This is a genomic window from candidate division WOR-3 bacterium, assembly GCA_039803545.1.
GTDB lineage: Bacteria > Hydrothermota > Hydrothermia > UBA1063 > UBA1063 > UBA1063.
In genome coordinates this window covers 90,761-113,813 of record JBDRYS010000003.1, presented here as the reverse complement: position 1 = coordinate 113,813, position 23,053 = coordinate 90,761, and the positions used below count along the sequence as shown (strand labels likewise).

Annotated in this window: 22 protein-coding genes; 1 reads left to right on the top strand and 21 read right to left on the bottom strand. The window is 36.6% G+C overall.

Annotated elements, in window-relative coordinates:
- Positions 1–37: 37 nt before the first annotated feature.
- From ABIM45_07310 to ABIM45_07285, 6 genes are all read right to left on the bottom strand, one after another.
- Positions 38–280: a hypothetical protein gene (locus tag ABIM45_07310; protein ID MEO0239708.1), complete on the bottom strand. Its 243-nt coding sequence runs from the start codon at positions 278–280 to the stop codon at positions 38–40.
- The gene (locus tag ABIM45_07305) at positions 277–714 is read right to left on the bottom strand and encodes a radical SAM protein (GenBank protein ID MEO0239707.1); all 438 of its coding nucleotides are present in this window, start codon (positions 712–714) and stop codon (positions 277–279) included. The genes ABIM45_07310 and ABIM45_07305 overlap by 4 nt, the downstream gene beginning before the upstream one ends.
- Before the next feature lie 7 nt (positions 715–721).
- Positions 722–2,002, bottom strand: a complete 1,281-nt coding sequence (locus ABIM45_07300) for a TIGR04013 family B12-binding domain/radical SAM domain-containing protein (protein ID MEO0239706.1) — start codon at positions 2,000–2,002, stop codon at positions 722–724.
- Positions 2,003–2,011: 9 nt separating this feature from the next.
- Entirely contained in the window at positions 2,012–3,157 is a 1,146-nt protein-coding gene (locus ABIM45_07295; protein MEO0239705.1) for a hypothetical protein, read from the bottom strand.
- A gap of 115 nt (positions 3,158–3,272) precedes the next feature.
- On the bottom strand, positions 3,273–4,538 hold the full coding sequence (locus tag ABIM45_07290; protein MEO0239704.1) for an ABC transporter permease: 1,266 nt from the start codon (positions 4,536–4,538) through the stop codon (positions 3,273–3,275).
- Positions 4,535–5,254: an ABC transporter ATP-binding protein gene (locus tag ABIM45_07285; GenBank protein ID MEO0239703.1), complete on the bottom strand. Its 720-nt coding sequence runs from the start codon at positions 5,252–5,254 to the stop codon at positions 4,535–4,537. The genes ABIM45_07290 and ABIM45_07285 overlap by 4 nt, the downstream gene beginning before the upstream one ends.
- 144 nt (positions 5,255–5,398) lie before the next feature.
- Between ABIM45_07285 and ABIM45_07280 the strand changes: the two genes are divergently transcribed.
- Entirely contained in the window at positions 5,399–6,478 is a 1,080-nt protein-coding gene (locus ABIM45_07280; protein MEO0239702.1) for a glycosyltransferase, read from the top strand.
- Positions 6,479–6,505: 27 nt separating this feature from the next.
- Here ABIM45_07280 and ABIM45_07275 read toward each other — a convergent pair whose 3' ends face one another.
- The 15 genes from ABIM45_07275 to ABIM45_07205 all read right to left on the bottom strand — a co-directional run bounded on the left by ABIM45_07275 (position 6,506) and on the right by ABIM45_07205 (position 23,018).
- Positions 6,506–7,852 (bottom strand): hypothetical protein, encoded by a 1,347-nt coding sequence (locus ABIM45_07275; protein MEO0239701.1) that lies wholly within the window; start codon positions 7,850–7,852, stop codon positions 6,506–6,508.
- Positions 7,849–8,961 carry a DUF1972 domain-containing protein gene (locus tag ABIM45_07270; protein MEO0239700.1) on the bottom strand — a complete coding sequence of 371 codons (1,113 nt, stop codon included), beginning with the start codon at positions 8,959–8,961 and terminating at the stop codon, positions 7,849–7,851. Before ABIM45_07270 ends, ABIM45_07275 begins: the two co-directional genes overlap by 4 nt.
- Positions 8,933–10,123, bottom strand: a complete 1,191-nt coding sequence (locus tag ABIM45_07265; GenBank protein MEO0239699.1) for a glycosyltransferase family 4 protein — start codon at positions 10,121–10,123, stop codon at positions 8,933–8,935. Before ABIM45_07265 ends, ABIM45_07270 begins: the two co-directional genes overlap by 29 nt.
- The gene (locus tag ABIM45_07260) at positions 10,120–11,361 is read right to left on the bottom strand and encodes a glycosyltransferase family 4 protein (protein MEO0239698.1); all 1,242 of its coding nucleotides are present in this window, start codon (positions 11,359–11,361) and stop codon (positions 10,120–10,122) included. The genes ABIM45_07265 and ABIM45_07260 overlap by 4 nt, the downstream gene beginning before the upstream one ends.
- Positions 11,358–12,734: a hypothetical protein gene (locus ABIM45_07255; protein MEO0239697.1), complete on the bottom strand. Its 1,377-nt coding sequence runs from the start codon at positions 12,732–12,734 to the stop codon at positions 11,358–11,360. Before ABIM45_07255 ends, ABIM45_07260 begins: the two co-directional genes overlap by 4 nt.
- On the bottom strand, positions 12,731–13,885 hold the full coding sequence (locus ABIM45_07250; GenBank protein ID MEO0239696.1) for a glycosyltransferase family 4 protein: 1,155 nt from the start codon (positions 13,883–13,885) through the stop codon (positions 12,731–12,733). The genes ABIM45_07255 and ABIM45_07250 overlap by 4 nt, the downstream gene beginning before the upstream one ends.
- Entirely contained in the window at positions 13,882–15,288 is a 1,407-nt protein-coding gene (locus ABIM45_07245) for a hypothetical protein (protein MEO0239695.1), read from the bottom strand. Before ABIM45_07245 ends, ABIM45_07250 begins: the two co-directional genes overlap by 4 nt.
- Positions 15,282–16,193, bottom strand: coding sequence for a glycosyltransferase family 2 protein (locus ABIM45_07240; GenBank protein ID MEO0239694.1), 912 nt, complete (start codon positions 16,191–16,193; stop codon positions 15,282–15,284). Before ABIM45_07240 ends, ABIM45_07245 begins: the two co-directional genes overlap by 7 nt.
- Before the next feature lie 221 nt (positions 16,194–16,414).
- Positions 16,415–17,452, bottom strand: a complete 1,038-nt coding sequence (locus ABIM45_07235; GenBank protein ID MEO0239693.1) for a glycosyltransferase family 2 protein — start codon at positions 17,450–17,452, stop codon at positions 16,415–16,417.
- Positions 17,449–18,600: a UDP-galactopyranose mutase gene (gene glf, locus ABIM45_07230; GenBank protein ID MEO0239692.1), complete on the bottom strand. Its 1,152-nt coding sequence runs from the start codon at positions 18,598–18,600 to the stop codon at positions 17,449–17,451. The genes ABIM45_07235 and glf overlap by 4 nt, the downstream gene beginning before the upstream one ends.
- Before the next feature lie 339 nt (positions 18,601–18,939).
- Positions 18,940–19,290, bottom strand: a complete 351-nt coding sequence (locus tag ABIM45_07225) for a hypothetical protein (protein ID MEO0239691.1) — start codon at positions 19,288–19,290, stop codon at positions 18,940–18,942.
- Between the two features lie 322 nt (positions 19,291–19,612).
- Complete coding sequence (locus tag ABIM45_07220; GenBank protein MEO0239690.1) at positions 19,613–20,107, bottom strand: hypothetical protein; 495 nt, start codon at positions 20,105–20,107, stop codon at positions 19,613–19,615.
- Between the two features lie 19 nt (positions 20,108–20,126).
- Positions 20,127–20,885 (bottom strand): NAD(P)-binding protein, encoded by a 759-nt coding sequence (locus tag ABIM45_07215; protein MEO0239689.1) that lies wholly within the window; start codon positions 20,883–20,885, stop codon positions 20,127–20,129.
- A gap of 13 nt (positions 20,886–20,898) precedes the next feature.
- Entirely contained in the window at positions 20,899–22,146 is a 1,248-nt protein-coding gene (locus ABIM45_07210) for a flippase (GenBank protein ID MEO0239688.1), read from the bottom strand.
- A 32-nt stretch (positions 22,147–22,178) separates the two neighbouring features.
- Positions 22,179–23,018 (bottom strand): RIO1 family regulatory kinase/ATPase, encoded by an 840-nt coding sequence (locus tag ABIM45_07205; GenBank protein ID MEO0239687.1) that lies wholly within the window; start codon positions 23,016–23,018, stop codon positions 22,179–22,181.
- Positions 23,019–23,053 lie beyond the last annotated feature (35 nt).

Genomic DNA, 23,053 nt, shown 5'->3' with positions numbered 1-23,053 from the left:
AATAATGCAGCTGAAAATTGAAAAATAACGCGAATTTTTATTGCCCGACCACTTCCACAGGTAAGCCTGTCTTTTTTAACTTATCCACTAAAAAGTCGAGTTTCTCTATCCTCGGCAAATTGTATTTTTTGAGAACCCAGTCAGCGTAGTGGTAATTGAGTTTATCAACGATAATGTAATCCACGATATTCTTTAGGAATTCAGGGAGCTCTTCAGCACCTGGGAGCACCGGTGCGATCATTACATAGGTTTTTAAACCATTTTCGTGAAGCGTTCTCAAGGCAGCGAGCCTCGATGAAATAGAAGGGAGAATCCCACATCGATGTATTTGAATCTCTTTATGATATCGAGGTCTCTTAGAACCAAGGGTGATTTTGTCTGAAGGAAGACATGCCAATCATAATCCGAGAGGATTTCTAAGCATTTTCGCGTAAGCTGGTATTTTTTCTCCACAGGTTGATAAGGATCGCAGATGCCACTTATCCAGATTTCTCCCCTTCTCTTTTTCTTAATCTCCTTTGCTAAAAGCTCGGGCGCATTGATCTTTACATCTACAAATTCTCCCCAGCTTTCCCTATGCCCGGTAAATTTTTTCATAAAACGGGCATAGCAGTAGGTACACGCATGCTGGCAACCAATATAGGGGTTTAACACCCAGTCGTAAACCTTTGACTTTGTAAGTATGTTTTTCGCTTTTATTTCTCTTATAACCATGATGAAATTAAGGTTTTTGACTTACAAGGTATTCTGTGATTTTTATGCCGAGTTCTTCCTGTTTTTGCCAATCTCCGTAAACACGTCCTTTGGATGAGTAGTACTTCAGGAAATCTTTCAATGTTTTAGAGAGTTTGGTAGGCTTGTACTTGCTGAAAGGAGTACCGGGGAGGGGTAAAAAGGTGTGGGCATGAATGATCGCTCCCATTTCGATAAGTCTCTTCATAATTTTTATTGACTCTAACTGATCTTCTTCCTCTTCAAAAGGCAGGCCGAAAAGGAAATCCACCTTTGGGATGAGACCTGCCTCTAAGGTGTATTGAACCGCTCTGATTCCATCTTCTACCGTATGACCTCGATGAATAAGATTTAAGATCCTATCACTTCCGCTTTGCATTCCAATAATGATGTTATTGTTGTCCGCATATTTTTTAATCAATTTCAAGCTTTCTGGGGTTACGTGTTCGGGCCTTATCTCGGAGGGGAAAGTCCCTACAAAGATTCTACCTTCATTTTTTAGAATCTGCCTCGCCCCTGCAAGGAATTCTTCAATGAACTCAAGGTTTGGTGTTTTGCCATCCTCCGAACCGTAACTAAGGAAACTGGGCGTAATGAATCGGGTATCTCCCAGTCCTCTTTCTTTCATTATCTTTACATACTCCCAGATGATCTCTTTACTTCTGTGCCTTGGTTTTGAACCAAAGATCCTTGGGGTCTGACAGTAATAGCAACCGTAAGGGCATCCCCTTGTGATCTCAATGGGACCAAATTTGACATGTTTCAAGGAAAAAGGGAAAAAATTATCAAGGTTAATCGGAGTTCTTTGACCTGTGAAAAAGAGATTGTCCTTTTCAAGATAATAAATCCCTTTCACATCCTTTATATCTTCGTCTCTCTGAAATTTCTTGAGAATTTCCTTTAAGGTCTCTTCTGCCTCTCCCCTTACCACAAGGTCAAAGCCCATTTTGAGTGTTCCCTCAGGGTCGCCGGAGGGGTGAGGTCCACCGGCAATGAGAAAGACCCTCCTCTCAAGCCTTTTTATTGATTCAACAAGATTTATGGTTTCCCAGAGCTCCGTGGTAAAGAAGGAGATGCCTACAACTACTTTTTCATAATCGCTTGGGAGTCCCCTAATGCCCTTTAAAAGATCCGGAGGATTTTCGAAGAGAAAGGTGTTTAGGTTTTTAAGCTCTTCATCCTGTTCAATGGCCCCCAAAAGGGCATTAATGCTGTACCTGTGCTTGCCAGAATAGTAAAAGACGAGGGCAAGCCTGCTGCCTGTACTCATTAAATAATTTTACTTCATTTCGTAGTAGTATATTCCTCCGCCTCCCTGAGCACAAAAATATTTACCGTTGGCGGAGATTCTTATTCTCCCGCCGATTATTATTTTCCCGCCTGAGCCTCCATCCTGGCTGGCGGAAAAGAGAATCTGTCCATTCCTGTCAAATATGTAAACATAGCCCCCACCTATAGCACCAAACAGGCTTCCGTCACTGCTCACATCGACGTAAACCATACCTGGGGTGGAATCGTTTTCCCAGAGTAAAGAGGATGTTGATGAGAGGGTGTAAAGTTTCACTTTCCCAGCGAGTGCAACAAATAAGAGGGAATCGCTTTCGGGTATGGCCATATCGGAAACTCCGTAGAAATCATTGGTGGTTTCCAAATGGATAGTGTTGCCCATAAGATCGATTACTTTGCCTCCGCCCAGTCCACCCCAGAATATTAGGTCACCCTCCGGAGAAAACTTGATAAAATGTGATACAATTTCGTTATCCGGTATTCTGCGCACGAGATTTCCCGAGAAGTCGTAAAGATAAACGTCACCATAATCCCTTGCCACATAACTCCCATTTCTGCTGATTGCCACGTTATTTGATAAGCTTCCGTATTGATCACCCGCTTTGCACCATACTACTTGTCCTGTTTGTGTAAATAGGGTCAGAGGATTTCCCTGAACAAAATAGGAACCGTCCCCGGTTATATCGGCGGGTCCTCCGAGAGAGAAACTTATATCTCCGTAGTTGAAGCTATCGGCGTAAAAGATCACGGTCCCCGTTTTGCTCAATATCGTTTTAGTATATTCGCAGGCTAAAAGGATATAGTTTCCATCATCGGTAATTTTTGCGCCATAACGCACCCAGTCCTGAACCTCTTCTGGTCCTGCATAAGTGTTAATCCAGACCTTTGGGATTGTGTATTCCCAGATTTTACTTCCGTTTGCCCCGCTGAATCCGGCCACTTTGTGATTGGTTACGTCATAGCCTGCAAACCAGGATCCATCCTTTGCCATATCCAACAATTCGTACCCAGAAACGGTAAATTTTAGTGTTGCATTCTCAGTGAGGGTGTTATTGTTATTTACCTTTGCACAGCTAAGGATAAGCACCAAAGCTGGCAGTGCTAAAGAAATAGCGTGTTGTATTTTTTTGAAAATCATCATTCCCTCCTTGATTTGAACTAATTATACACTTGAATCTGTGCAATCAAGATTAAGGATTTGCAAGGATTGAAAAACAGAGGAAAGGCGTTAAAAAAATTCCGATTCGCCTTTCCTACCTGCCTCTCCTCAGGTTAATTCTCGCAGTGAGGAGGAGGTCCGTTGAGAATAGTTTAATGATGAGTAGGGTAAGGAGAATATTGAGTAGAACTAAGTAGCCAATTCCAAAGAAAACATCCTTCATATAGCCCAGCATATAGAATTTATAAAAGTAGAAAGGGTGGGTGAAGGGAATCAGGTATATAACGGTCTTCGCCACGGGGCTTAGTTCCATAATGTCTACGGTGAAACTGAGGAAATAGGGTACAAGAAGCAGGATCATTACGGGTGTTATGGCCAACTGGGCAGATCGGGTATCCTCCACAAAGAGGGAAATAATTGTTGTCATCAAGAGTCCTGTTAAGAGAGAAAGAAATATGCAAATTCCAAAGAGAATGATCCCCTGAACGGGGAGTGCAAGATCGTAATTCTTAGCAATTTTGATGAGTTCACTTAATGCCCCGCCGGTTCCAGCGAACATATATCCTTTAAACCCGTACATATAAGCACCGGCGAAAATACAAGAAAGGATAACGGCGGAGATCATCTTTGCAAAAATGATGGAGGCGCGGGAAACGGGTGTGGTTAAGAGGGTCTCAAGGGTCTTGTTTTCCTTTTCCTGGCCCATTGCAGTGGCAATCATCTGAGAGGTGAAAACCAGCAAGAGAAAGAGAATGATAGGAATGAAAATGGATTGCTGGATCATATAAGCAAATATGGCATCCGACGATGCCTTTAATATTTTGCCCTTCAGATAGACATATTCCTCTGTTGAAACGGGTTTTGTCAGAAATTCAGGATCTTCTCCCTTTGTTTTTTCGAGGAGAAGTTCTCGGGATATGGATGCGTTCAGGCTGTTGATGATGCTTGTAAGTATCGTTTTTTGAATGCGTTCCCTTATTCCGAGAGATTTTGTAACTGCGTAGACCTCGATTTTTGCCCTTTTCCCTGCTTCGATTTCCCTCGAGAAAGCCTGAGGGACTACAACCACATTTCTGATGTCCGATTCGTAAGCGTTTTTCATCCATTCTTCTGGAGTACTACCTTCGACATAATAGACGTTAAAGATGCTTCGCAAGGTAGTTTCTATGGTTTTACTGTACTTACCCTCATCCAGCATTACAAGTCCGATCTCTTTCCTTTCTTCCAGTTTTTTACTCTCAGATTCGCCGATTTTTCCGATAATTTGGAACATTAAGATGATGATAACGAAGGATGCAATGAGCTGTTTGTTGATAAGCTCCCTTAATTCCTTAATCAGTAGTGCAGTGAACTTTCTCATTTGACAGCCTCCACGAAGACCTCTTCCAGATTCTTTACCCCGTATTTCTTTTTAAGTTCCTCTGGTTTTCCCTGTTCTACAATATTACCTTCATGGATAAAGGCGACTCTGTCACAGAGATATTCGACCTCTAACATATTGTGAGAAGAAAGGAGCACCGTTTTGCCCTCTCTGGCAAACTCCTTGATGATTTTCCTTATTTCGTGGGCATTCAAAACATCAAGGCCCGATGTGGGTTCATCGAGGATGGCAAGTTTTGGTTCGTGCATAAGGGCGCGGGCCAAAAGGAGCTTTCTCGTCATTCCCTTGCTGTATGTGGAAACCTTTGAGTAAATCCTGTCCCCCAATTTCGCAATTTCAATAGCCTTTAAGACCATTTTTTCAACTTCCTTTTTATCATCGGCGTAAAGATGGGCCATTAGTTTCAGGTAGTCGATGCCCCGAAGGTTCCTGTAAGCCCCCGCTTCTTCAGGTAGGTAACTGATGAATTTTCTAATCTTTGATGCATCCTTTTGGACGTCGAATCCCAAAACTTTAACCTCGCCACCCGATGGAGTTAGTAGGGTAGAAAGGATTCTAAGGGTAGTGGTCTTTCCCGCTCCGTTAGGGCCAATTAGCCCGAAAATTTCCCCTTCTTCAGCGGAGAAGGAGATACCTTTCAAGGCCTGAACCTTCCCATAAAATTTTATCAGCGAATTTACCTCAAGAACCGGCATTCTTTCTCCCTGTGAAAATATTTTAAAGCATGGGATAAGTTATAATGGCAGAGTACCGCTTGAGGTTAATTATGCATTAACTTCCTGTTGAATCTATTTTTCAAGAGAGTTATAATTTTGCAGGTGAGAATGGTAGTAACTTAAATGTTAGGTAGTTTAAAAAAGGCTTTAGCTCTACAAGTAAGACTGTTTGCAGGAAGCGTTATAGCTTTTTTACTTTCGTGGCTTCTAAGTAGACATTTTGCCAATCTTAAGGCCGTTCAAGATACGCCGGGAAGCGGGCCTCAGAAAGTACACCCTGAAAAGGTTTCAAGGATGGGTGGAATTGCAATTGTTATTTCATTGGTACTCGCTGGATTAGTGGTTAATTTAAAAGGCCTTCTCTTACTTATTTTAGTCTCTATGCCTGTTGTCCTCATAGCCCTTTACGAGGATATGTTCCAGAAGGTAAGACCTTCTATAAGATTGTCTGTCTCTTTCTGTACCGCTTTGCTTTTTAGCCTCGTTTTTAAGGTTTACATAAGCTACGTGGATATTCCCATTATTGACCTGGTGCTCAAAATCACCTTTTTCGGATTAGCCTTTACAATATTTGCTGTCGCGGGAATTACCAATTCTTTTAACATTATTGATGGACTTCACGGACTTGCCAGCGGAATAGGAATCATAATCCTCGGTTTTTACAGTTTAACTGCTTACCTTGTAAGAGACTTTGTTGTCTTTTCAATTTCTCTCCTTGCGATTTTTGCCCTTTTGGGCTTTATTTTGAACAATTATCCCTCTGGTAAGATCTTGCTCGGCGATAACGGTGCCTACTTCCTTGGCTTTCTGATTGCCACAACATCAATACTTCTTGTTTACAGAAATCAAAGGATATCTCCCTGGTATCCGTTTCTCTGCGTTGCCTATCCATTCACGGAAACGATTTTCTCCATTTACCGGAGGCGCTTTGCAAAGAAAAAGAATGCGATGGATGCAGATTTTTTACATATGCATTCCCTCGTATTCAAGAGGTATGTGCGGAACAATGCGAAGACTTCTCCACTCTTCTGGACTGGCAGCCTCCTCACCTGCCTTCTTGCCTTTTTCTTCCGATCAAACACAAAAGTATTGATCGCTTTGTATCTGCTTTATCTAGTGGTATATGTGGTGGGGTATTTGAGGATTACGAGGTTTAAGAATAAAAAGATTAACCTGTTTTTGACCAGGAGGAATTCTGGTTAGGTCCTGTTTCAAGATTTTAAATTTAGTTTAAAAAATGCCTGCACTCCCGTAAAGTTTAAGCCTTAGCTCACTACCCTTATTACTCTGAAGGTGCTTATAGTTCCAAATCCAGTCATATTCGAAATTTGAGCGGATAACAATCCGGGGCGTGTGAAAGTCCAGTTCAATACCTGTTCCAAGGCGCTTTTCTACAATTCCCGTCAAAAAATATTCTCGTGGATAATCAATTCCTCTCTCCCAGTAGATATCCTTTTCTTCCGTATTTGCTTCTCCCTTTCTCTTAAACCAGAATGAGGTTCTTAGGTCCAGTTTGTTGCCGAAATGTTTTCTTGTAAAAATCTCAAGCTTATCGAAATCATTTTCGTTCAAATTACCCATAACTTCACCGCGGTTATTGTAATAGAGCAAACTCAAGCCGTGAGTATAGGTCCATCGTGTTGCCCCTGTGTAAGAGAGTCCAGAGACAGACGCCTTAAACGGAAAATCAATCACGTAACTCTTAAAAATCCAGGCCAGTTTATGAGGTGCCCACTGATCGGGATCGGGAAGATGAAAATCGTCAATGAGAAACTCAAAGTGCGAAGAAAATTTCGCACCCCAATAGTTCCCTGATAATATCCAGAATGTGTTGTGTTCACCACCTTCTGTCGAATCTAATACCCGTGGATGGTAGATCATAAATGGATTAAGGAAGTACCAATCCGGCATATTTGTGTTTGAGAAATAAAGAACAGCCTCGGTAAAAGAAAAAGTTAATCGCTTGATTTTATATTCTAAGGAATGTATTGATAGATAGCGATTGTAAAGCTTGCCTGTTTCATAGAAATTACTCGAATCCCTCGGTATTCTTGAATCCAGTTGTCCTAAAAAGAAGGAAAAATTGACATACTTACCTCTAAATATGCTCAGGAATCCATCAATGGGAGGGTCTTCTTCTGACAAAATTCCTTCTAAGTTCACCTGAAGTTTATTTCTTCCCAGAAAAAAGATAAAATTTGGAAGCTCATAATACCAATATGCCCTTGAATAAGCTCCGCAAACTATATCTTGCCACTTAGCGTAGGGCCAACCCCTTACCTTACCAAGCCTGAAAAGTGGCTCAATGACAACGCCCATGTTATTGTATTTGTAGAAAAATCTTGGAAAGAGATCAAGGGTACCTGTTGAATCATAAAAATATTCGAAATTCACTGTGAAAGTGTGAAGTATGTTCTGACTGTAAACTGATTTTTCTAATCCCGAAAATTTTGGAGGTATTGAGAATCGTACGTTTTGAAGTTGAAAATATTGGTTTCTTATAAGGGATTCAAATAGCACATCGTCGGGAATTAATTTGGGATAACCAACGGAGAGCAGAATTAACAATATATTCATGGTTTTGCAACTTCTCTTATAATTTTTTCATAAGCTTCCACTACCCTCTGCCAGTTGTATTTTTCTACTCTTATTTGTTCGTAAAATTTCAGTATCCCTGTTTGTATTGGATCATCAGCGAGTTCAAGGCTTTTAATGATATTTTCCAGTTTCTCATCGGATTTAAAATAAAGGCCGTATTTTTCTAAAACCTCTCTGTTAAAAGGTACATCATAGGCAATTACAAGGTTATCACAGGCAATGGCCTCGAGTAGCGACGGATTTGTACCTCCTACACTATGCCCGTGAATGTAAGCAAAAGCGTATTTTCTGAGAGTATTTAATTTGATATTGTCGAAGATAGGGCCTGTAAAGATAATTTTTTCATCCTTTGCAGGTTTATTTGCTGGTTTATCTGAGACAATCACCAGTTTTTTGCCGGAATTGCTCTTCAGGAATCCGCTGATAATAAGGTCATGGTTATTTTCGGGAACATTCCTCCCAACAACAAGGTAATAATTATTTTTTTCTAAACCGTAACTTTCTTTTAATTCTTCCCACTTACCTTCATGGATGAGGCAATCATTGCACCCATAGGGTATGAAGACCCATTTTTTCCTATATCTTGTTTCTATATAGTTACCGATGGCAACATTATCAGCAACAATTGTGTCAGAGAGTCTTACAGCAATTCTCTCAAGAAGGAGCAAAAGGGATCTTCCCAAAAAATTCCACTTTTTTCTCTTCCACTCAAGGCCGTCAGGGTTAAGAATTATTGGAATTTTGAGTAATTTTGGAATCCAAGCGGTCAACCCGCCAGAGACTCCTAAGTAAATTATTACGTCAGCCTTTTCTGAGAAGACCGCATGAAGAGTGGCGAGATTACTTAATGTAAGCTTTTCCAGAGACCTGATTGGAGGGGTTTTTATAAAAACGCGTTTTATTCTTCTATCGTACTCCAAATTTTTAAGTGTGCTCACACAGTATATTACAGGAAGATAATTCTGATCGGCGAGATGCTGTGCTAAGTAATGGGCAAAAACCTCAAAACCACCGTACCTTGGAGGCAGTCCCCTTGAACCAATTATAGCAACCTTTACTTTATTTGTTAGCGTTGATTGCTTCTTCATAAATTTGCATCAATAAATTATAATTCACCTCTGGTGTGTATTTTTGAAGGTATTCTTCTCGAGCGTTTTTCCCCATTTCGTAAGCCAATTCTCGGTTGTTGTACAAATATAGTATTTTTTCTGCTAAGTCCTCAGGATTGTCTCTTTCGAAAAGTAGGCCGGTTTTAAAGGGTTTGATTAAAACGCTCATCGTCCCAAAATTTGAGGCAATTACAGGAGTTCCAACAGAAAAGGATTCTACGATCGTAAGCCCAAAAGTTTCATACAAAATAGAGGGAAAGATGGTTGCAATGCTACTTTCCATTTGTTTGAGGACTTCTAATCTACTAAGTAATCCAAGGATTTCGATATTCTTCAAATTGTATTTCTCAACTGCCTGTTTAAGCTCCCATTCCAAAGGACCTGAACCGATAATCTTTAATGGGATTTGTCTAAGTCTATCATCCGCAAAAGCTTTTATTAGAATTTTGATACCTTTTTCCTCAGATAAACGGCCTGCATAGACAAAATAATCTGCTTTCTTTTTTTTTGGATTAGGGAGTGAATTTTCAACGAAATTAGGTTTAACCGCTATTTTTTCCTTAGGAATGCCAAATTCAATGAATTTTTGTTTAGAAAATTCTGTCAATGCGATGTATTTTTGAGGAATAAGGAAGTATCTTTCTTTTTTAATTTTCGAAAGATACCTTGCAACAAATACAGAGCCAATAAAAGAATTTTTAAAACACTTATATTTCGCGGCATTAATAGTGCTTTCAGTGGGGCATAATTCGCAGATGTTCCCATTTCTAAAAAGGAAGGCATTAGCGCAGAAAAAACGAAAGTCATGCAGAGTGTGTACAATTGGGATTCCAGATGCTTTTAATGCGAAGTAAACAGAGGGCGTAATAAGTGGGAAGATATTATGTATGTGTGCTATATCAAATTTTTCACTTTTTATAAGGGAAATAAGCTCTTTATATACGTTCTGTGAATAATCAAGGTGCAAAAAGGTGTCGATTTTTTTTATGAAATTAAGTTTTTCAAAATCATCGTTATTTTTCGAAAACAAAATCACTTCATGCCCGTAGCTTTTCAAAAGTTGAATTTCTTGTTTTACTACAATATCATCTCCACTTGGGGCCCCCGAGCGATGGAAATTATGGACTAAAAGGATATTCATTTTTCTATGTTGTTTAATAGGTTATAGTAAATTTTTGTTACGAAATCTACTTTTTTCTCCCAGGAATACTCTCTAAAAACCAGTTCTTGTGCATTCTTAGAAAGTTTTTTCAACAATTCTCGATCTTTATATAAAGTTAGTAGTGCCTCAGTTAATCCCCTAACTATTTCTTCCTTGTCACCCAATTTTACAACAATGCCGCAATCTGAAGTAATGGTTTCTGCAGTAGCGTCTCCTTCTATGCATATCACGGGTAATCCACAAGCCAATGCGTGCATCAAAACTGTTGCCTGGCCATGGTGGAAACTGGGATATAGAAATACATTCCCATTTATTAGGATATTCCAGACTTCATTAATATTTATTTTTCCCGTTAATGCGACTTTTTTACCTAAGTAGTATAACTCTCTTTTAACGTTTTCTAATTCTGGGCCATATCCAACTAAAATAGCTTTCCAATCGTCTCCAGCAAACTCAGCGAACTTTTTGATAGTATCCACAACGAACAAAATCCCTTTCCATGGAACAAATTCACCAACAAAAACAATGTTGAAGGTTTTGTAATCCTTTTTTTCCAAGATTTCCTTAGGAGTGAGGGGGAGTTCTTCTGGATCAATGCCATTTTGAGGAAACTTTATAATCTTAGCTTGAATGTCCTTGTGATAGTATTTTTTTGTCCATCTTGAAGAGGAATCTAAAATAACCTTTGCTTTTCTTGCGGTCAATTGAACAAATGGATCTAAGTTAAGTAAAATGAATCTTCCAAGTTCTCTTAAATATTCTTTTATTTTATATTTAAATGGAAGTTGTTTCAGTATAATTTTTGGGGTATCTTCGCTACCAATCGGTCCCCAGATGAAATTTTTTGCTACTAATGAAAGGAACACGGGCTGCCAATTGTGTCCAAAAGTAACATGGTGAACTATATCAAAATTTCGTCTTTTTATTAGATATCCGAATTTGATAAAGATGCCTATTTGCCATAAATAATGATAGATTTGAACTCCTATTCTGCCCCTTTTCCAGAATAGAAGGGGCTTAGGAAGATCAAAGTAAAGGAAGTTTAGATTTGGAATTGGGTTATTACTCAATTCCTTTTCTATAGCGTATTTGTTACTTACTCTTGTTATTACATATACCCGATGCTTCCGGGATAAATGTTTTACCCATAACCAACCTAACCTGGGTTCAGAGCCCTTACCAGGCTCGCAGGCATACGCTATTAATATTATTTTCATTTTTTCGTATGGTCTTCCTTTATTTTTAATATGCCTCGTGTTTTGTAACTTTTTGTACTCAAAATTTTATAAGTAATTTCGTTTAATGATTCTTTCAAAGAGCGATTATTATCAATAATAATTGCATTTGGCAATTTTTTAGCCAACGATAAGAACAAATTTCTTTGCCTTTCAAGCTCAGATAAAGGTAACTCTTGTTTCCTTTTATAAAGTTCTTGTGGTGGCACATCAAGGATGAACGTTATGTCAGGTTTAGGTATCAGCGGCAAAGGCAACTTTAAAATAAATGTTGGTAAAGAGAGATTATACCTTTTTTTATCAACTAAAACATCATAATAATATCTATCAAAAATGCAGAGATGTTTTTTAATTTTTAATGGATAGACTTTCAAAATGTATCCAATTACAAAATCGAATAGGTAATACAAAAATCTAAAGGATGATTTTATGGAAGGTTCCGGTTGGAGATCATGTGGGTTTGGATTGTCTGTTTTTGTGTCTTCTCTTAATCCAAATGCAACACCTGGTTGTTTCAATAACTCTGGCCTCCAATAGAACAGACTTCTACCGTGAAAACTCTTTGAAAGTAGTTCGGCTGTTTTATTTACTATAGCCGATTTACCGCAGCCATCAGGACCTAAAAAAGTGATAGTCATACCAACTGGTCTAAGGATACGATGTATTATCATTTTAACAGACAAGAAAATTCTTGAAGGGGTAAGATATTTAAATTTATTAGTTTTCAGTGCTTTAATCAAGATGTCTCTATTTTTTTCGAACCATTCAAAATTATTTTTCTCGAGATTTGAGCAAATTTCTAAACTAAGGTTTTGGAAAAATCTGATTATTAGATCTTGAGCCTTATTTTTTTCGTTCTGGTAAAGTTCTAAAATTTTAGCGAATTTTTCTTGAGAATAGGAGGCTTTAAAAATCATTGTAGTTAACTTTACAAAAAATTCCAAATAGGGCGAAGGAATATAAAAATAGTCTTTTTTGTTCCTTTCAAGTAATAGCTCATCTTCTTCCAGAATTAAATACCTTAAAATTGTATTGTTTTTTTTATAATCACGTAGTGTAAACTCTCCAAAGAAATCCAATTGCAAACTGTAAGGTTTTTCAATATAAAGAGGTGATATTATATATGCGATTCTCCATGGGTCGTGCCAAATTTTGTGTAAGACTATGGAGTTATTGTTTTCTGAACATTTATATATGATATAATCTAGGTCCTTAAAAGCTCTCTTTTCAATTGCAATATCAAGGTCGCTTTTTACCTCATTCGGTAGATATTCATAACCATTGTATATGCAATATCTTATTCCCCTTTTTTCAAGTTCACTAAAAAGTTGTCTTGTAATTTCTGCAACGTTCATACAGTTGAGTATAACTTCAAGTACTTTTCAGAAAAGTCATATTTTCCAAACAGATTTTCTGCAATTTTCCTCGCATTTAGAGCCATTGCAATCCACTTTTTATTATCCTCTATAAGGGTGACAATATGGTCACATGCGACTTTAACGTCTAAATCGTTTATTAAAAATCCATTGAAGTTGTGCTTTATTAAATATGGAATGTTTCCCCCAGCAACAGCTAAAACCGGTCTTCCACAACTTAAAGCTTCTGCAACAGCCAGACCAAAAGATTCTCCTTCATGGAAATTCAACACAATGTCAGATATGTTATAGATAATTGGCATATCATTTCTTTTTCCCAAGAAAAAAATGCGGTCTATTAATCCTGCCTTTTGGACTTCTTTTTGGAGATTGGTTATCAGTGGCCCATCTCCCACAAAAACTCCTTGGCAATCGTAGCCTCTTCTTACTAATTCGCTAACTAAAAGTATTAGATATTCTGGTTTCTTTTCGTTGACTAAACGTCCTACGAAAGTAAGAGTAAATCTATTGGGAAGATCAGGGAAATATTCTTTACGTAGTTGGGATGGTAAATAACTTATGGGCGAAAACCTTTCTAAGTCAACTGTATTGTAAATTGTTACAATCTTATTTTCGTTTAACTGTATGGTTTTTAATAGATCATATTTCACAGCTTCGCTAACTGCTACGACATGATCGACTTTTTTTAGCACATGAAACCATATTCTATTGAGTAACGGATTTAGGAATTTATTTGAAAATTTGAATTCATTTGCATATTTCTTCCATACACTCACAATGCCATGGATCGTAATTATATGTTTTATTTTAAATAGTTTACAAATTAAGAATGACTTGATATCGGAGCATCTATCGTGAGTGTGAATCACGTCTGGTTTAAATTGTTTTACTAATTTTATGAAAGTTATTAGATTTGAAAGCAAATTACGATAAGAAGTAGAGAGATTAATGTTTTCTACTCTAATCCCTGATAAAATAAGTTGTTCTACGAGTTTTGGGTTCTTTTTAGTATTCCCTACTACAATTACGGTGTGTCCTTTTTGTTTGCATTGTTTAGCGAGTTGTAATATTACACTTGATATGCCCGCAACTTCAGATGATAAGCCACAAGTAACTATTAAAATTCTCATGAAGTAATGCTTTCTTTTTTTGTTGTTAATTGTTTATAGGTTGATAGGAAAAATACAAGCATTATTGTGAGCGTCATAGTAGAAGATGTATTGTTACTGAACAAGGTATCAGCAGGAAAAGCTCTTATGAAGTTGTATACAAACCATGAAAGGTTGGCGATGTAAAGCGTTTTGTGGAATTTTTCATCATTCTGAAGCACGAATTTACCAACTCTTTTTAACAGGACAAATAAAATTATTATGTATATTGAAAATAGTATTAATCCAAGACGGAAAATTCCCCAGCCTATTGCAGAGTGTCCTAAATACTCTGCTAACTCTATTTTCAAAGGGGTATATGGAATTTCTCCGTATCCATAACCAATCAATTCATTGAAATTGGGGTTTTCTTCTTTATGGTATCTAAAGTATGTGATGGCTTTATATCTGAATTCAGCACTTGCAACAGCTTCTTGTGTAGTAATTTCTGGTTTTATAATGCTAAGGTAACGTTCAACGAATGGAATCTTCAATAGCTTTTCAGCAAAGGTATAATTTTCCAGTGTAATTATTTGAAATATGAAAATAAATGAAATCAGTGCTGTCGTAAAAATAGAGATAAATTTCATTGATTTTGCATCTATTTTTTTTGAGAAAGTTTTAGCACTAAAGTATAAAAATGTAATTGTGGAAATGATAAGTGCAACAAACGCCCCTCTTGACAATGAGATAAATATTGTTAGGAAAAATAAAAAACTTCTTAAAAAGAATTTTTTACTATGTTCTGCAATATAAAGAGAAAGATTCCAAAAGTAGCCGAAGGCGAAAAATGGGAATGTGCTATAAAAACCGTAAGCAGTTTTAACAATTCCAGATGTTAAAGGAATTAATCGCGACCCCCCTGGGCTTTCTGATAAATAAGAGATATTAAGAATTTTTGAGATCCAAAAGTATACTAAACCCCAATAGGATAGTATTAAAATAAAGTTGATAGCTTTTTTTAATTTTCTTTCTGAGTCGATGCATGAAGCTAATGGTAGAGCCAAAAAATAATAGAAAGGGTTTTTCATGTCTCTAAGGACGGAAATTGCAGTATGGCCGCTTTTAAGACCCGTTATAGCAGGAATTGTTAGTAATAAAACTAATAAAATCAATAGAATTTCTGCTTTTGTTATAAAGGCTCGTCTTCTTTTACTTAAAAAGTAAAATATAAAACCAATCAAAAATGCAAGACTCATTACATCTAAAAGATTGGCACCACTCTCGCCGCCAATTGGCGAAAAAAGATAATACTTATATGGATAATGGATGAGGGGGTTGAAAAAAATGGTAAATAATATCAGGATATACAATGTCTTAAAAGGATTTAGTGAACTTAAAAATAATATTACTGCAAAGGCAAGCAATGATAAAATGTTCAACATGCAGTTTTAAAGATTTCGTGTAAAATCTTTAATTTTCTATTAAAAAATTCTCTTCTTATTAACTTAGCTGAACCAGGTAGCAAGCTTAATATACCAGTTAAAATCGATTTTAAGATTAGATTGATTATTTCAAATAAAAGCCAAGTTAAATAAATTCTCTTGGAATAATGCTTTTTAACCACATAGAGCCTGCTCTTTCTTAGGTCTATTTCTCGCTGAAGTGGTACTAATGAGTAACTACCTCCGTCGAAATGAATGATAGAGGTTTCTGCGAGGTAGAATACTTTGTAACCTAATTTTTTGATTCTTAAGAAGAAATCTACTTCCTCATTGTAAGCTACTATGTTCTCGTCAAAGAGTCCAACTTTATTTATTAAGGCTTTTCTGGTCATAAAACAACATCCAGAAACACCGCTTACGTATCGACTTTGTTCATAATAATCCTTGGGCTTGCATAAGTTCTTTTTTAAGTGAAGTTCTCTCAGGATATGATCTTTAAGTGATGGTAGTTGAAGGATAGTGTATGGGCTTACTTTTAAGTTTTTATCTAAAACTTTGCATCCCACTACTGCGATTTCTGGATTATCATCTAAGACTTTTTTCATCTTATACAGTGAGTTATCGATGAACAAGGTATCTGGATTAAGCAGTACCAAGTAGTTTCCTCTTGCCAAGGCTGCTCCTTGGTTTGCCGCTTTTACATATCCCAAGTTTTCTTTATTCTTTACTATTCTGATATCAGGGAATTCTGATTCAAACTCATCAGGGTTAAAATCATTTGAATTATTATCAATGACAATAATTTCGTATGATAAATTTTTAGTATGTTTTTTGAGTGATTTAATGCATTCCCTTAAGTATTCTGTAGAATTCCAATTTACTATAACAATCGAGAAATCGATCATTGCAAAAAATACTTTTTTCTTAAAATTAATAAGATTTTAAGCTATTTTGCAAGAAATTTCAACTTGATTAAATTTGTATTTTAGTTCATTTTTAGAGTCAATCAACTATGACTCCTCGTCGTACTTGTCATTATGATTTAATGGTTACTAAAATACAAAAGCAAGAACAGGGAAGTTAAAATAAAAAAATAATGTTCAAGGTTTTGAATTCCAAAACCTGCTCACCAATATAAAATCCTCTTTGGTTTCTCATTATCAAAATTGCCAACTAATCCATCTAAGTAAGCATTTATGATGAACCTAATTCTTTTAAATTTGTTATCATCGATTAAAATAACGACTAATATTTGTTTGAATAAATTTTTGACTAATTTATAATAAAATAAGAATTTATTTTCTGAATATTTTTTACCCAGCCAAACAAAGTTTCTAATACCATAATAAGTAAGCCAGAGTTCGTTAAACTTCTTTCTTACAAACTTTCTTCCCAATAGCCGTTTTTCTATCCTTCCTGTTTTTGCGGCTTCTTTATGAAATATTATGCTCTTAGGCACAAGCAAAATTTTCCCTACACTTCTCAGACGTATGCAGTACTCTACATCATCGTGATGGATGAAAAATTCCTTTCTGGGGAAACCGACCTTTTTAATTGCGTTTCTTCTTACTGCTAAACCCACGAATGAGGCCATCTCGACCACAGTTACCTCGCTTTGATATTCTTTCATATCTAAAGGGGAGTGCCCTAAAGGAAAAATGTTTTTAGAATTCACCCTTCCCACATGGTATTTGAATACAGTACCATCTGGCAATAAAACCAATCCAGTTAAACCTACAACATTATTATCTTCTTTAAAAAACATACTTAACCTTTCCAAAGCGTCTTCTTTGGGTTCTGCGTCATCATCCATAAGCCAAAGCCAATCATAACCTTTTTCGTAGCCTCTTTTAACTCCTTCATAAAACCCACCTGACCCACCCGTATTTTCTTGCATTCTAACATAATGAAACCTTATTGTACTACCATCAGTTAGATTTTGAATTGTAAATTCCTTTTCCCAGGGCTCCTTTAACTCTTTAGGCGGGGGTTCGGTTATGTATCCTTTTTCTAAAAGTAATTCGGGGGTCCCATCAGTGGATGCGTTATCTACTAAGTAAATTCCTTGTAAAGGCCTTGTTTGTTTTCTAAGTGCCTCCAAGCATTCTAAAAGCAGATTTTTTCTGTTATAGGTTACCACTACCGCACAGACTTTGCCCTTCATTTTAGTTTCTCTTCTAAAATATCTAATGCCTTTTTAACCACATCATCCATATCGTAATATTTAAATTCGGCCAATCTTCCAACAAGAATCAAATTGGGTAGTTTTTCCGCAAGTTCAAGATACTTGTAGTATTTTTCTTTTTCTTCTTGTGTAAAAAGAGGATAAAAAGGGATGTCACTCTCTTTACATTCTCGCGGAAACTCGTATAGAATTGTGGTGTACTCACTATCAACAGGGTGGATGTGTTTGAACTCGGTAATTCTTGTAAATTCATAATCGTTAGGGTAGTTTACTGTTGCTACTTCCTGAAAGTAGTTCACCTTTAAGGTCTCAAATTTTAGGTCAAGGGTTCTATAAGAGAGTTCGCCGAATATAAAGTTAAAAAGTTCATCGATGCGCGCAGTAAAGATGAGCTTCCCTTTGAATTCTTTACCTTTAAAGTAAATTTTTTTTTCTAAGAAGTCGATTTTTATTAGCTCTTTGAAATCGGTGTTCAAAAGGAGTTTGATTTTTTTGTTAGAAAGCATCCTTTCAAAAATTTTGGTATAGCCGTGTTCTGGCACTGCTTGGAATTTATCCTGGAAGTACCTATCGTCCCTTCCAACTAAAATCGGAACCCTCGAAAGTACCTCCTCACCGAGTTTGAGTGGGTCTATCCCCCATTGCTTTTTAGAATAGTTTTTATATACATTCTCAAAAACGAAGTTTCCAAGAAAGTTCAGATCTTTATCTTGTGAGCTCATTAGTTCTTTAACGCTCACTTTATTGTCCTTTCCGTAGGTTTTTACCAATTTTTCTATAAGGTTTGAGGCGAAATTTGGTGGAAAAAGGGTTTCGATGGAGTTAAAGTTGAAAGGAAGAGGGACCTTTTTACCGTTGATTACTGCAAGGACCCGATGCTCGTAGGGATGCCATTCCGTAAAATTACTGAGATATTCAAAGACATCTTTAAAGTCTGTATGAAAAAGATGGGGGCCATATTTATGAACTAAGATGTTTTTTTCGTTCCTGTGGTCGTAACAATTTCCCCCAATATGTGGTCTTTTTTCTATGATGAGGAGTTCTTTGCCAAGAATATTCGCAATCCGCTCCGCAATTGTACAACCTGCAAATCCTGCACCAACTACCACATAATGAAAACTATCCATTTGAGGCTAATTATAATGCTTTTGGTATGAATTGAGTGTCTTGGATTTCCCTAAGAAAAATGAGCATCGAAAAACTAACGAAGGTTTCTTTTAGAACTGAGCTTAGTGCAGTGCCCTTGTGTTTCAATGTTGGTACTAAAAGGAGTGATAAAAGGATGCTAATAATGCTTGCACTCCACTAAATTTTTATGAATTCTCTTTTGAATTCCTTAGGTATCATTATTAAAACGCCAAAAATCTGGCTTATGGAGACAATAAAGGGGAGAAAGGATAAAGTTCTCAAGGTAGTTTTCTTTTCGATCCCATAGAATAAACTTTGATCTTGGTGTTGCAGGCGTTTTAATATGCCCTTGTTGAAATAAAAATTTTTGCGGAGAGCTCTAAGGAGCTTTTCCCCTTAATGTGATTGCTGTTAAAAATTTTCTGGAGTGATATGTCCAGCATGAGCCTCGATTTTTTTGTTATTATTTCGAAGTTTATACTACTTCCGAGGTGATGTTCAACAGTTCCGGAGAGGAAAGTTTCAAGAGGAGCTGAGTCTAAGTAATAGGTATAATCTTTGTCATTTATGGAGCCCTCTCCTTTTCTTTTGTAAAAGAATGTTAACTTACAATGGCTAAAGGAATTTAAAATGGGTTTTCGAAGGAAGATGGAAAGGCTGTCGAAATCGTTATCATTCAGAGTGCCCATTGGTTCTGTTTTGTTTTTGAAATAAAGGAGTTCTAATCGATGCACAAAAACCCAACGGGTTGCGCCAGAATAGGATATTCCTGACTGAAAACCTGTACGGGGAAAATCGGTGAAATATGTTCTAAAGATCCAGGCAATCTTATTTGGGCCCCAGACATTGACATCGGGAATGTGCCAATCGTCGATGGAGAACTCAAATTGAGAAATGAATTTGGCACCCTGATAGTTGCCTGCTAAAATCCAGAATACATTGTGGTCTCCATTTTCTTCGGTGTCAAGGAATCGGGTGTGGTAAAGAATGAAGGGATTTAAAAAATAAGGGTCAGGTAAATTTGTTGATGTAAAGTAGAGGGCTATTTCTGAAAAGGATAAGGAGTAATTTTTTCTTCTGATTTAATATTTTCTCTTTGTGATCTTTGTAATATTTCTTTGATTCCCAACAATAGGCAATGGGAACCAACGTATAATCTACAACGAGCTCTTTTTCTATAATTTGCCATTCTTTGAGCTCTTCGATTATACCCTTTATTGATTTTTCCACATCAATCTGCCGTTCGAAACCCATCGGATATGCCTTCTCGACATAAAGAGAAATTATATGCTCGTCATTTGCAAGACTTTCTGGAAGAAAGTCTTTATCAACATTTGAGTAGAATCCTATTCGATGAAATCCGCTTTTAGATTCCGGAATATATAACCAGTGATGGTCTATTTTCTTTCTTCCTCTGATAGCGCCGATGTTTAAAACCAACAAAGAGTTATGAAGAAGAAAATCAATTTCGTCAAACATTCCTGAGAGCTGCATTAATATTTTCAAAGGTAAAGTAGAAATCAACCTACTCGAATTTAATATCATCTCCATCTCTGAAGATGATTTCTTTTCGCTTCGTGTCTATTTGTACTACTTCTTTTTCATAAGAAATATTTGCTCTTAATGCCATTTTTGCGGTAAGGGCATCGAGGCCGTCTACAGGGTAAAAGAATTTTGGATTATATCCAAATTCTTGCCCATAAGATGGTCTTTCTAAACTCTCTATTATTCTTTCTTTTATAATAGGCGTTTTATATTCGTCCTTTAAAGAAATTTTATTCAATAATCCTGCTGTATATTTCTCGTTAAAAGGGAAAAAGAAAATTTCGCACAAAGTTTCCCCAAAATTATTGTAAAGCCATTCTTTAAGTGAGGTTGCTTGAGTTTCACTTACCTTTCTAAGGTCCTGTTTTATCTTTTCTTTTATTTCGCCAGGTAGTAGGTAGAGGTTGAACTGAAGAGGATATGGAACAATTAAGTCCCATTTCCTAAAATATACGGCGGCTTTTCTCTCATAAAATTTCAATTCTGAGAATTGTTTCAGAAATTCTATGTATCGAGAATCCCTTTCTGAAGCCCAAATCCAGTGTCCACCACCCCTTTCGAATCTAAAGGTTTCTTTAGACAAACGTTGAGTAAATTTTTTACAATTAAAATCAGTGTAATAACTTGCACACAATCCCCCTGGAAAATTTTCTTTTTCAAATATCAAAGTTAAATCATTACCAATGCCCGCTGTTAAACCAGTAATCCCTGCCCCGATTATGAAAACTTTTGACTTCACGTTATCGTACATGTTAAATTGTAATTCTTTTTCTTCGTAAAAATAGCCACATAGTGAGGGTGACATACATTTCTGTTATTGTTGCGCTCATTGCGGTACCATTGTGCTTAAGGTTTGGGACAAGGATTAAGGCGAAGGTTATATTTATAATACTGGCTCCCCATAAGATTTTCATGAATTCTGCTTTATAACCCATAGGCAGCATAATTAAAAGTCCAAATACGTTGCTTAATATAACTAAAAAAGGCAGTAGAGATAAAATCCTGATTGTTGTGATAGATGGGAGGTATCCAGAACCAAGGATAATTTTTACCAATAGTGGAGCAAAGATAAACAAAAAAAGAGATATTATAAGTCCCGATATTCCAATGATTTTAGTGAGTTTTTGGAAGAACACTTTAGCATTCCCCTTTTGGGTTGCAACAAGGCGGTTAGCATATGGATAAAGTGTTTGTTGAACAAGGGAAATTAGGGATAGTATGATGGATAGGATTTTTTGTGCAGCAGCGTAATAGCCTACATATGTGTTGTTTGTCAGAATCCCGAGGATGAAGGTGTTTGATGTAGTATAAAGGTTTATGGCAACTTGTGACATAAAAATAGTAAAACCATCTTTCAACTGATACACTATATCTTTAGTCCTAGGGATTACGAACTTGTAGTTAAACTTAAGATATATTACTCTAAAAGCCTCAATATCGACTAGTAATGTGGATGTAGCGCTTATTAGAGGAACCAGATAGACCTGTTCTGATCTCCTCACGAAAAGAAAGATTCCTGCAGTGTAAAATGCTTTCGAAATTGCGGTGAGGATTGTTATGTAGCGCATTTTTTCAATTCCACGAAAGAACCAATAAGGTGTGAAAGTTTCAACCAAGACTATTGCAAAGCAGAAATAGTAAAGGGTGTAATCCTGCCTGAATTTTTTAAAAGAAAAAACGATTAAACTAAAAATAAAGAAGCTAAGGATCATTAAGAAGATTTTAGCTCCGATTATGCTTGCAAGGATTTTGCCAGATTCTTCTTTATCTTCCCTTTTGATTGCGATTTGTTGGATTCCCGTAAGATAGAATCCGTAGTTTGTTAATAGTGTAAAATAGGCCACAAAAGATTGTGCGAAGGAGAGTAAGCCAAATTTTTCAACACCTAAGACCCGTACGAGGTAAGGGAATGTAATTATTGGAAAAACATAGTTTACAAACTGGAGCGCCGTTAGCGATGAAAAATTTTCTAAAAGAGCTCTGTAATCAGGATTTTTCATTATCTTGTTGAAGAGACTCCTGATTTGTTTGATCATAGTTCAATCAACAGCGAATAAAGTGTTTCTAAAGTCTTGGTTGTAAGTCCATCTTTATGGCCAAATTCTTCGAGTGTGGTGTAAAGATAAATTAAATAGAGTTTGAATAGGTTTTTGACTATATCTACGCTCATTTTATTACCCGATAATTCTGCAATTTCCATAGCCCTTTCTAATAGTTTGTTTTTGTTTGGCCTTTTGCCGCTTGAAAAATAGTTCCAAAATGCCCAAGTCCATAAATCCCACAAGGGTAACGAATTTCTTTGCGCCCATTCCCAATCAATAACATAGAATTTATCATTTTTCAATTTAAAAATGTTCCAGATCTTAAAATCACCATGAACTAAGCCTGTTTGGATTTCAAGGCCCCTGAGATCAAGCATTATTTTATCAAAGATGTTTGAGATTTCAATTTGAGGTACATTTCTATTTCCTTTTATTTTACTCTCCAAATCCTTTAAGCACGGGATTTGCTCCAGAAGAAGAGTTCTGGATTCGATTGCAGAAATATTTTTCCATAATTCTAAAATGGCTTTGAAGTTGAATTTAATTGGGCTTTTTAAGTGTTCAGGGGCGCCCAAAAAGAGAAGTTTTTTCCCATAAGACCTCTCGGAATAGAGAATTTTGGGGTAGCAAAAAGAATTAATGGTTTCAGATTCAAGGAGTTTTAAAATTTTTTCTTCGTTTTCTAAGGCTTTGGCTGATTCGTCGGTGACGGCAAACTTCAAGTAGCCTGCAACTTTCGAACCTTTTACCACCTGAATTACAAACTTCCCGCTTCCCGTCGGAATGTAAACTGCGTTGAACGTTCCCCAGTTTTTTTCCCATTCAAGCAATTTCTCAATTTTATATCGCTGAAAAAAATCTTCTT

Bases quoted from the DNA above. Each gene is read 5' to 3' on its own strand.
- ABIM45_07305 (MEO0239707.1), bottom strand. From the start codon at position 714: ATGGTTATAAGAGAAATAAAAGCGAAAAACATACTTACAAAGTCAAAG.
- ABIM45_07300 (MEO0239706.1), bottom strand. From the start codon at position 2,002: ATGAGTACAGGCAGCAGGCTTGCCCTCGTCTTTTACTATTCTGGCAAG.
- ABIM45_07295 (MEO0239705.1), bottom strand. From the start codon at position 3,157: ATGATTTTCAAAAAAATACAACACGCTATTTCTTTAGCACTGCCAGCT.
- ABIM45_07290 (MEO0239704.1), bottom strand. From the start codon at position 4,538: ATGAGAAAGTTCACTGCACTACTGATTAAGGAATTAAGGGAGCTTATC.
- ABIM45_07285 (MEO0239703.1), bottom strand. From the start codon at position 5,254: ATGCCGGTTCTTGAGGTAAATTCGCTGATAAAATTTTATGGGAAGGTT.
- ABIM45_07280 (MEO0239702.1), top strand. From the start codon at position 5,399: ATGTTAGGTAGTTTAAAAAAGGCTTTAGCTCTACAAGTAAGACTGTTT.
- ABIM45_07275 (MEO0239701.1), bottom strand. From the start codon at position 7,852: ATGAATATATTGTTAATTCTGCTCTCCGTTGGTTATCCCAAATTAATT.
- ABIM45_07270 (MEO0239700.1), bottom strand. From the start codon at position 8,961: ATGAAGAAGCAATCAACGCTAACAAATAAAGTAAAGGTTGCTATAATT.
- ABIM45_07265 (MEO0239699.1), bottom strand. From the start codon at position 10,123: ATGAATATCCTTTTAGTCCATAATTTCCATCGCTCGGGGGCCCCAAGT.
- ABIM45_07260 (MEO0239698.1), bottom strand. From the start codon at position 11,361: ATGAAAATAATATTAATAGCGTATGCCTGCGAGCCTGGTAAGGGCTCT.
- ABIM45_07255 (MEO0239697.1), bottom strand. From the start codon at position 12,734: ATGAACGTTGCAGAAATTACAAGACAACTTTTTAGTGAACTTGAAAAA.
- ABIM45_07250 (MEO0239696.1), bottom strand. From the start codon at position 13,885: ATGAGAATTTTAATAGTTACTTGTGGCTTATCATCTGAAGTTGCGGGC.
- ABIM45_07245 (MEO0239695.1), bottom strand. From the start codon at position 15,288: ATGTTGAACATTTTATCATTGCTTGCCTTTGCAGTAATATTATTTTTA.
- ABIM45_07240 (MEO0239694.1), bottom strand. From the start codon at position 16,193: ATGATCGATTTCTCGATTGTTATAGTAAATTGGAATTCTACAGAATAC.
- ABIM45_07235 (MEO0239693.1), bottom strand. From the start codon at position 17,452: ATGAAGGGCAAAGTCTGTGCGGTAGTGGTAACCTATAACAGAAAAAAT.
- glf (MEO0239692.1), bottom strand. From the start codon at position 18,600: ATGGATAGTTTTCATTATGTGGTAGTTGGTGCAGGATTTGCAGGTTGT.
- ABIM45_07225 (MEO0239691.1), bottom strand. From the start codon at position 19,290: ATGGGCACTCTGAATGATAACGATTTCGACAGCCTTTCCATCTTCCTT.
- ABIM45_07210 (MEO0239688.1), bottom strand. From the start codon at position 22,146: ATGAAAAATCCTGATTACAGAGCTCTTTTAGAAAATTTTTCATCGCTA.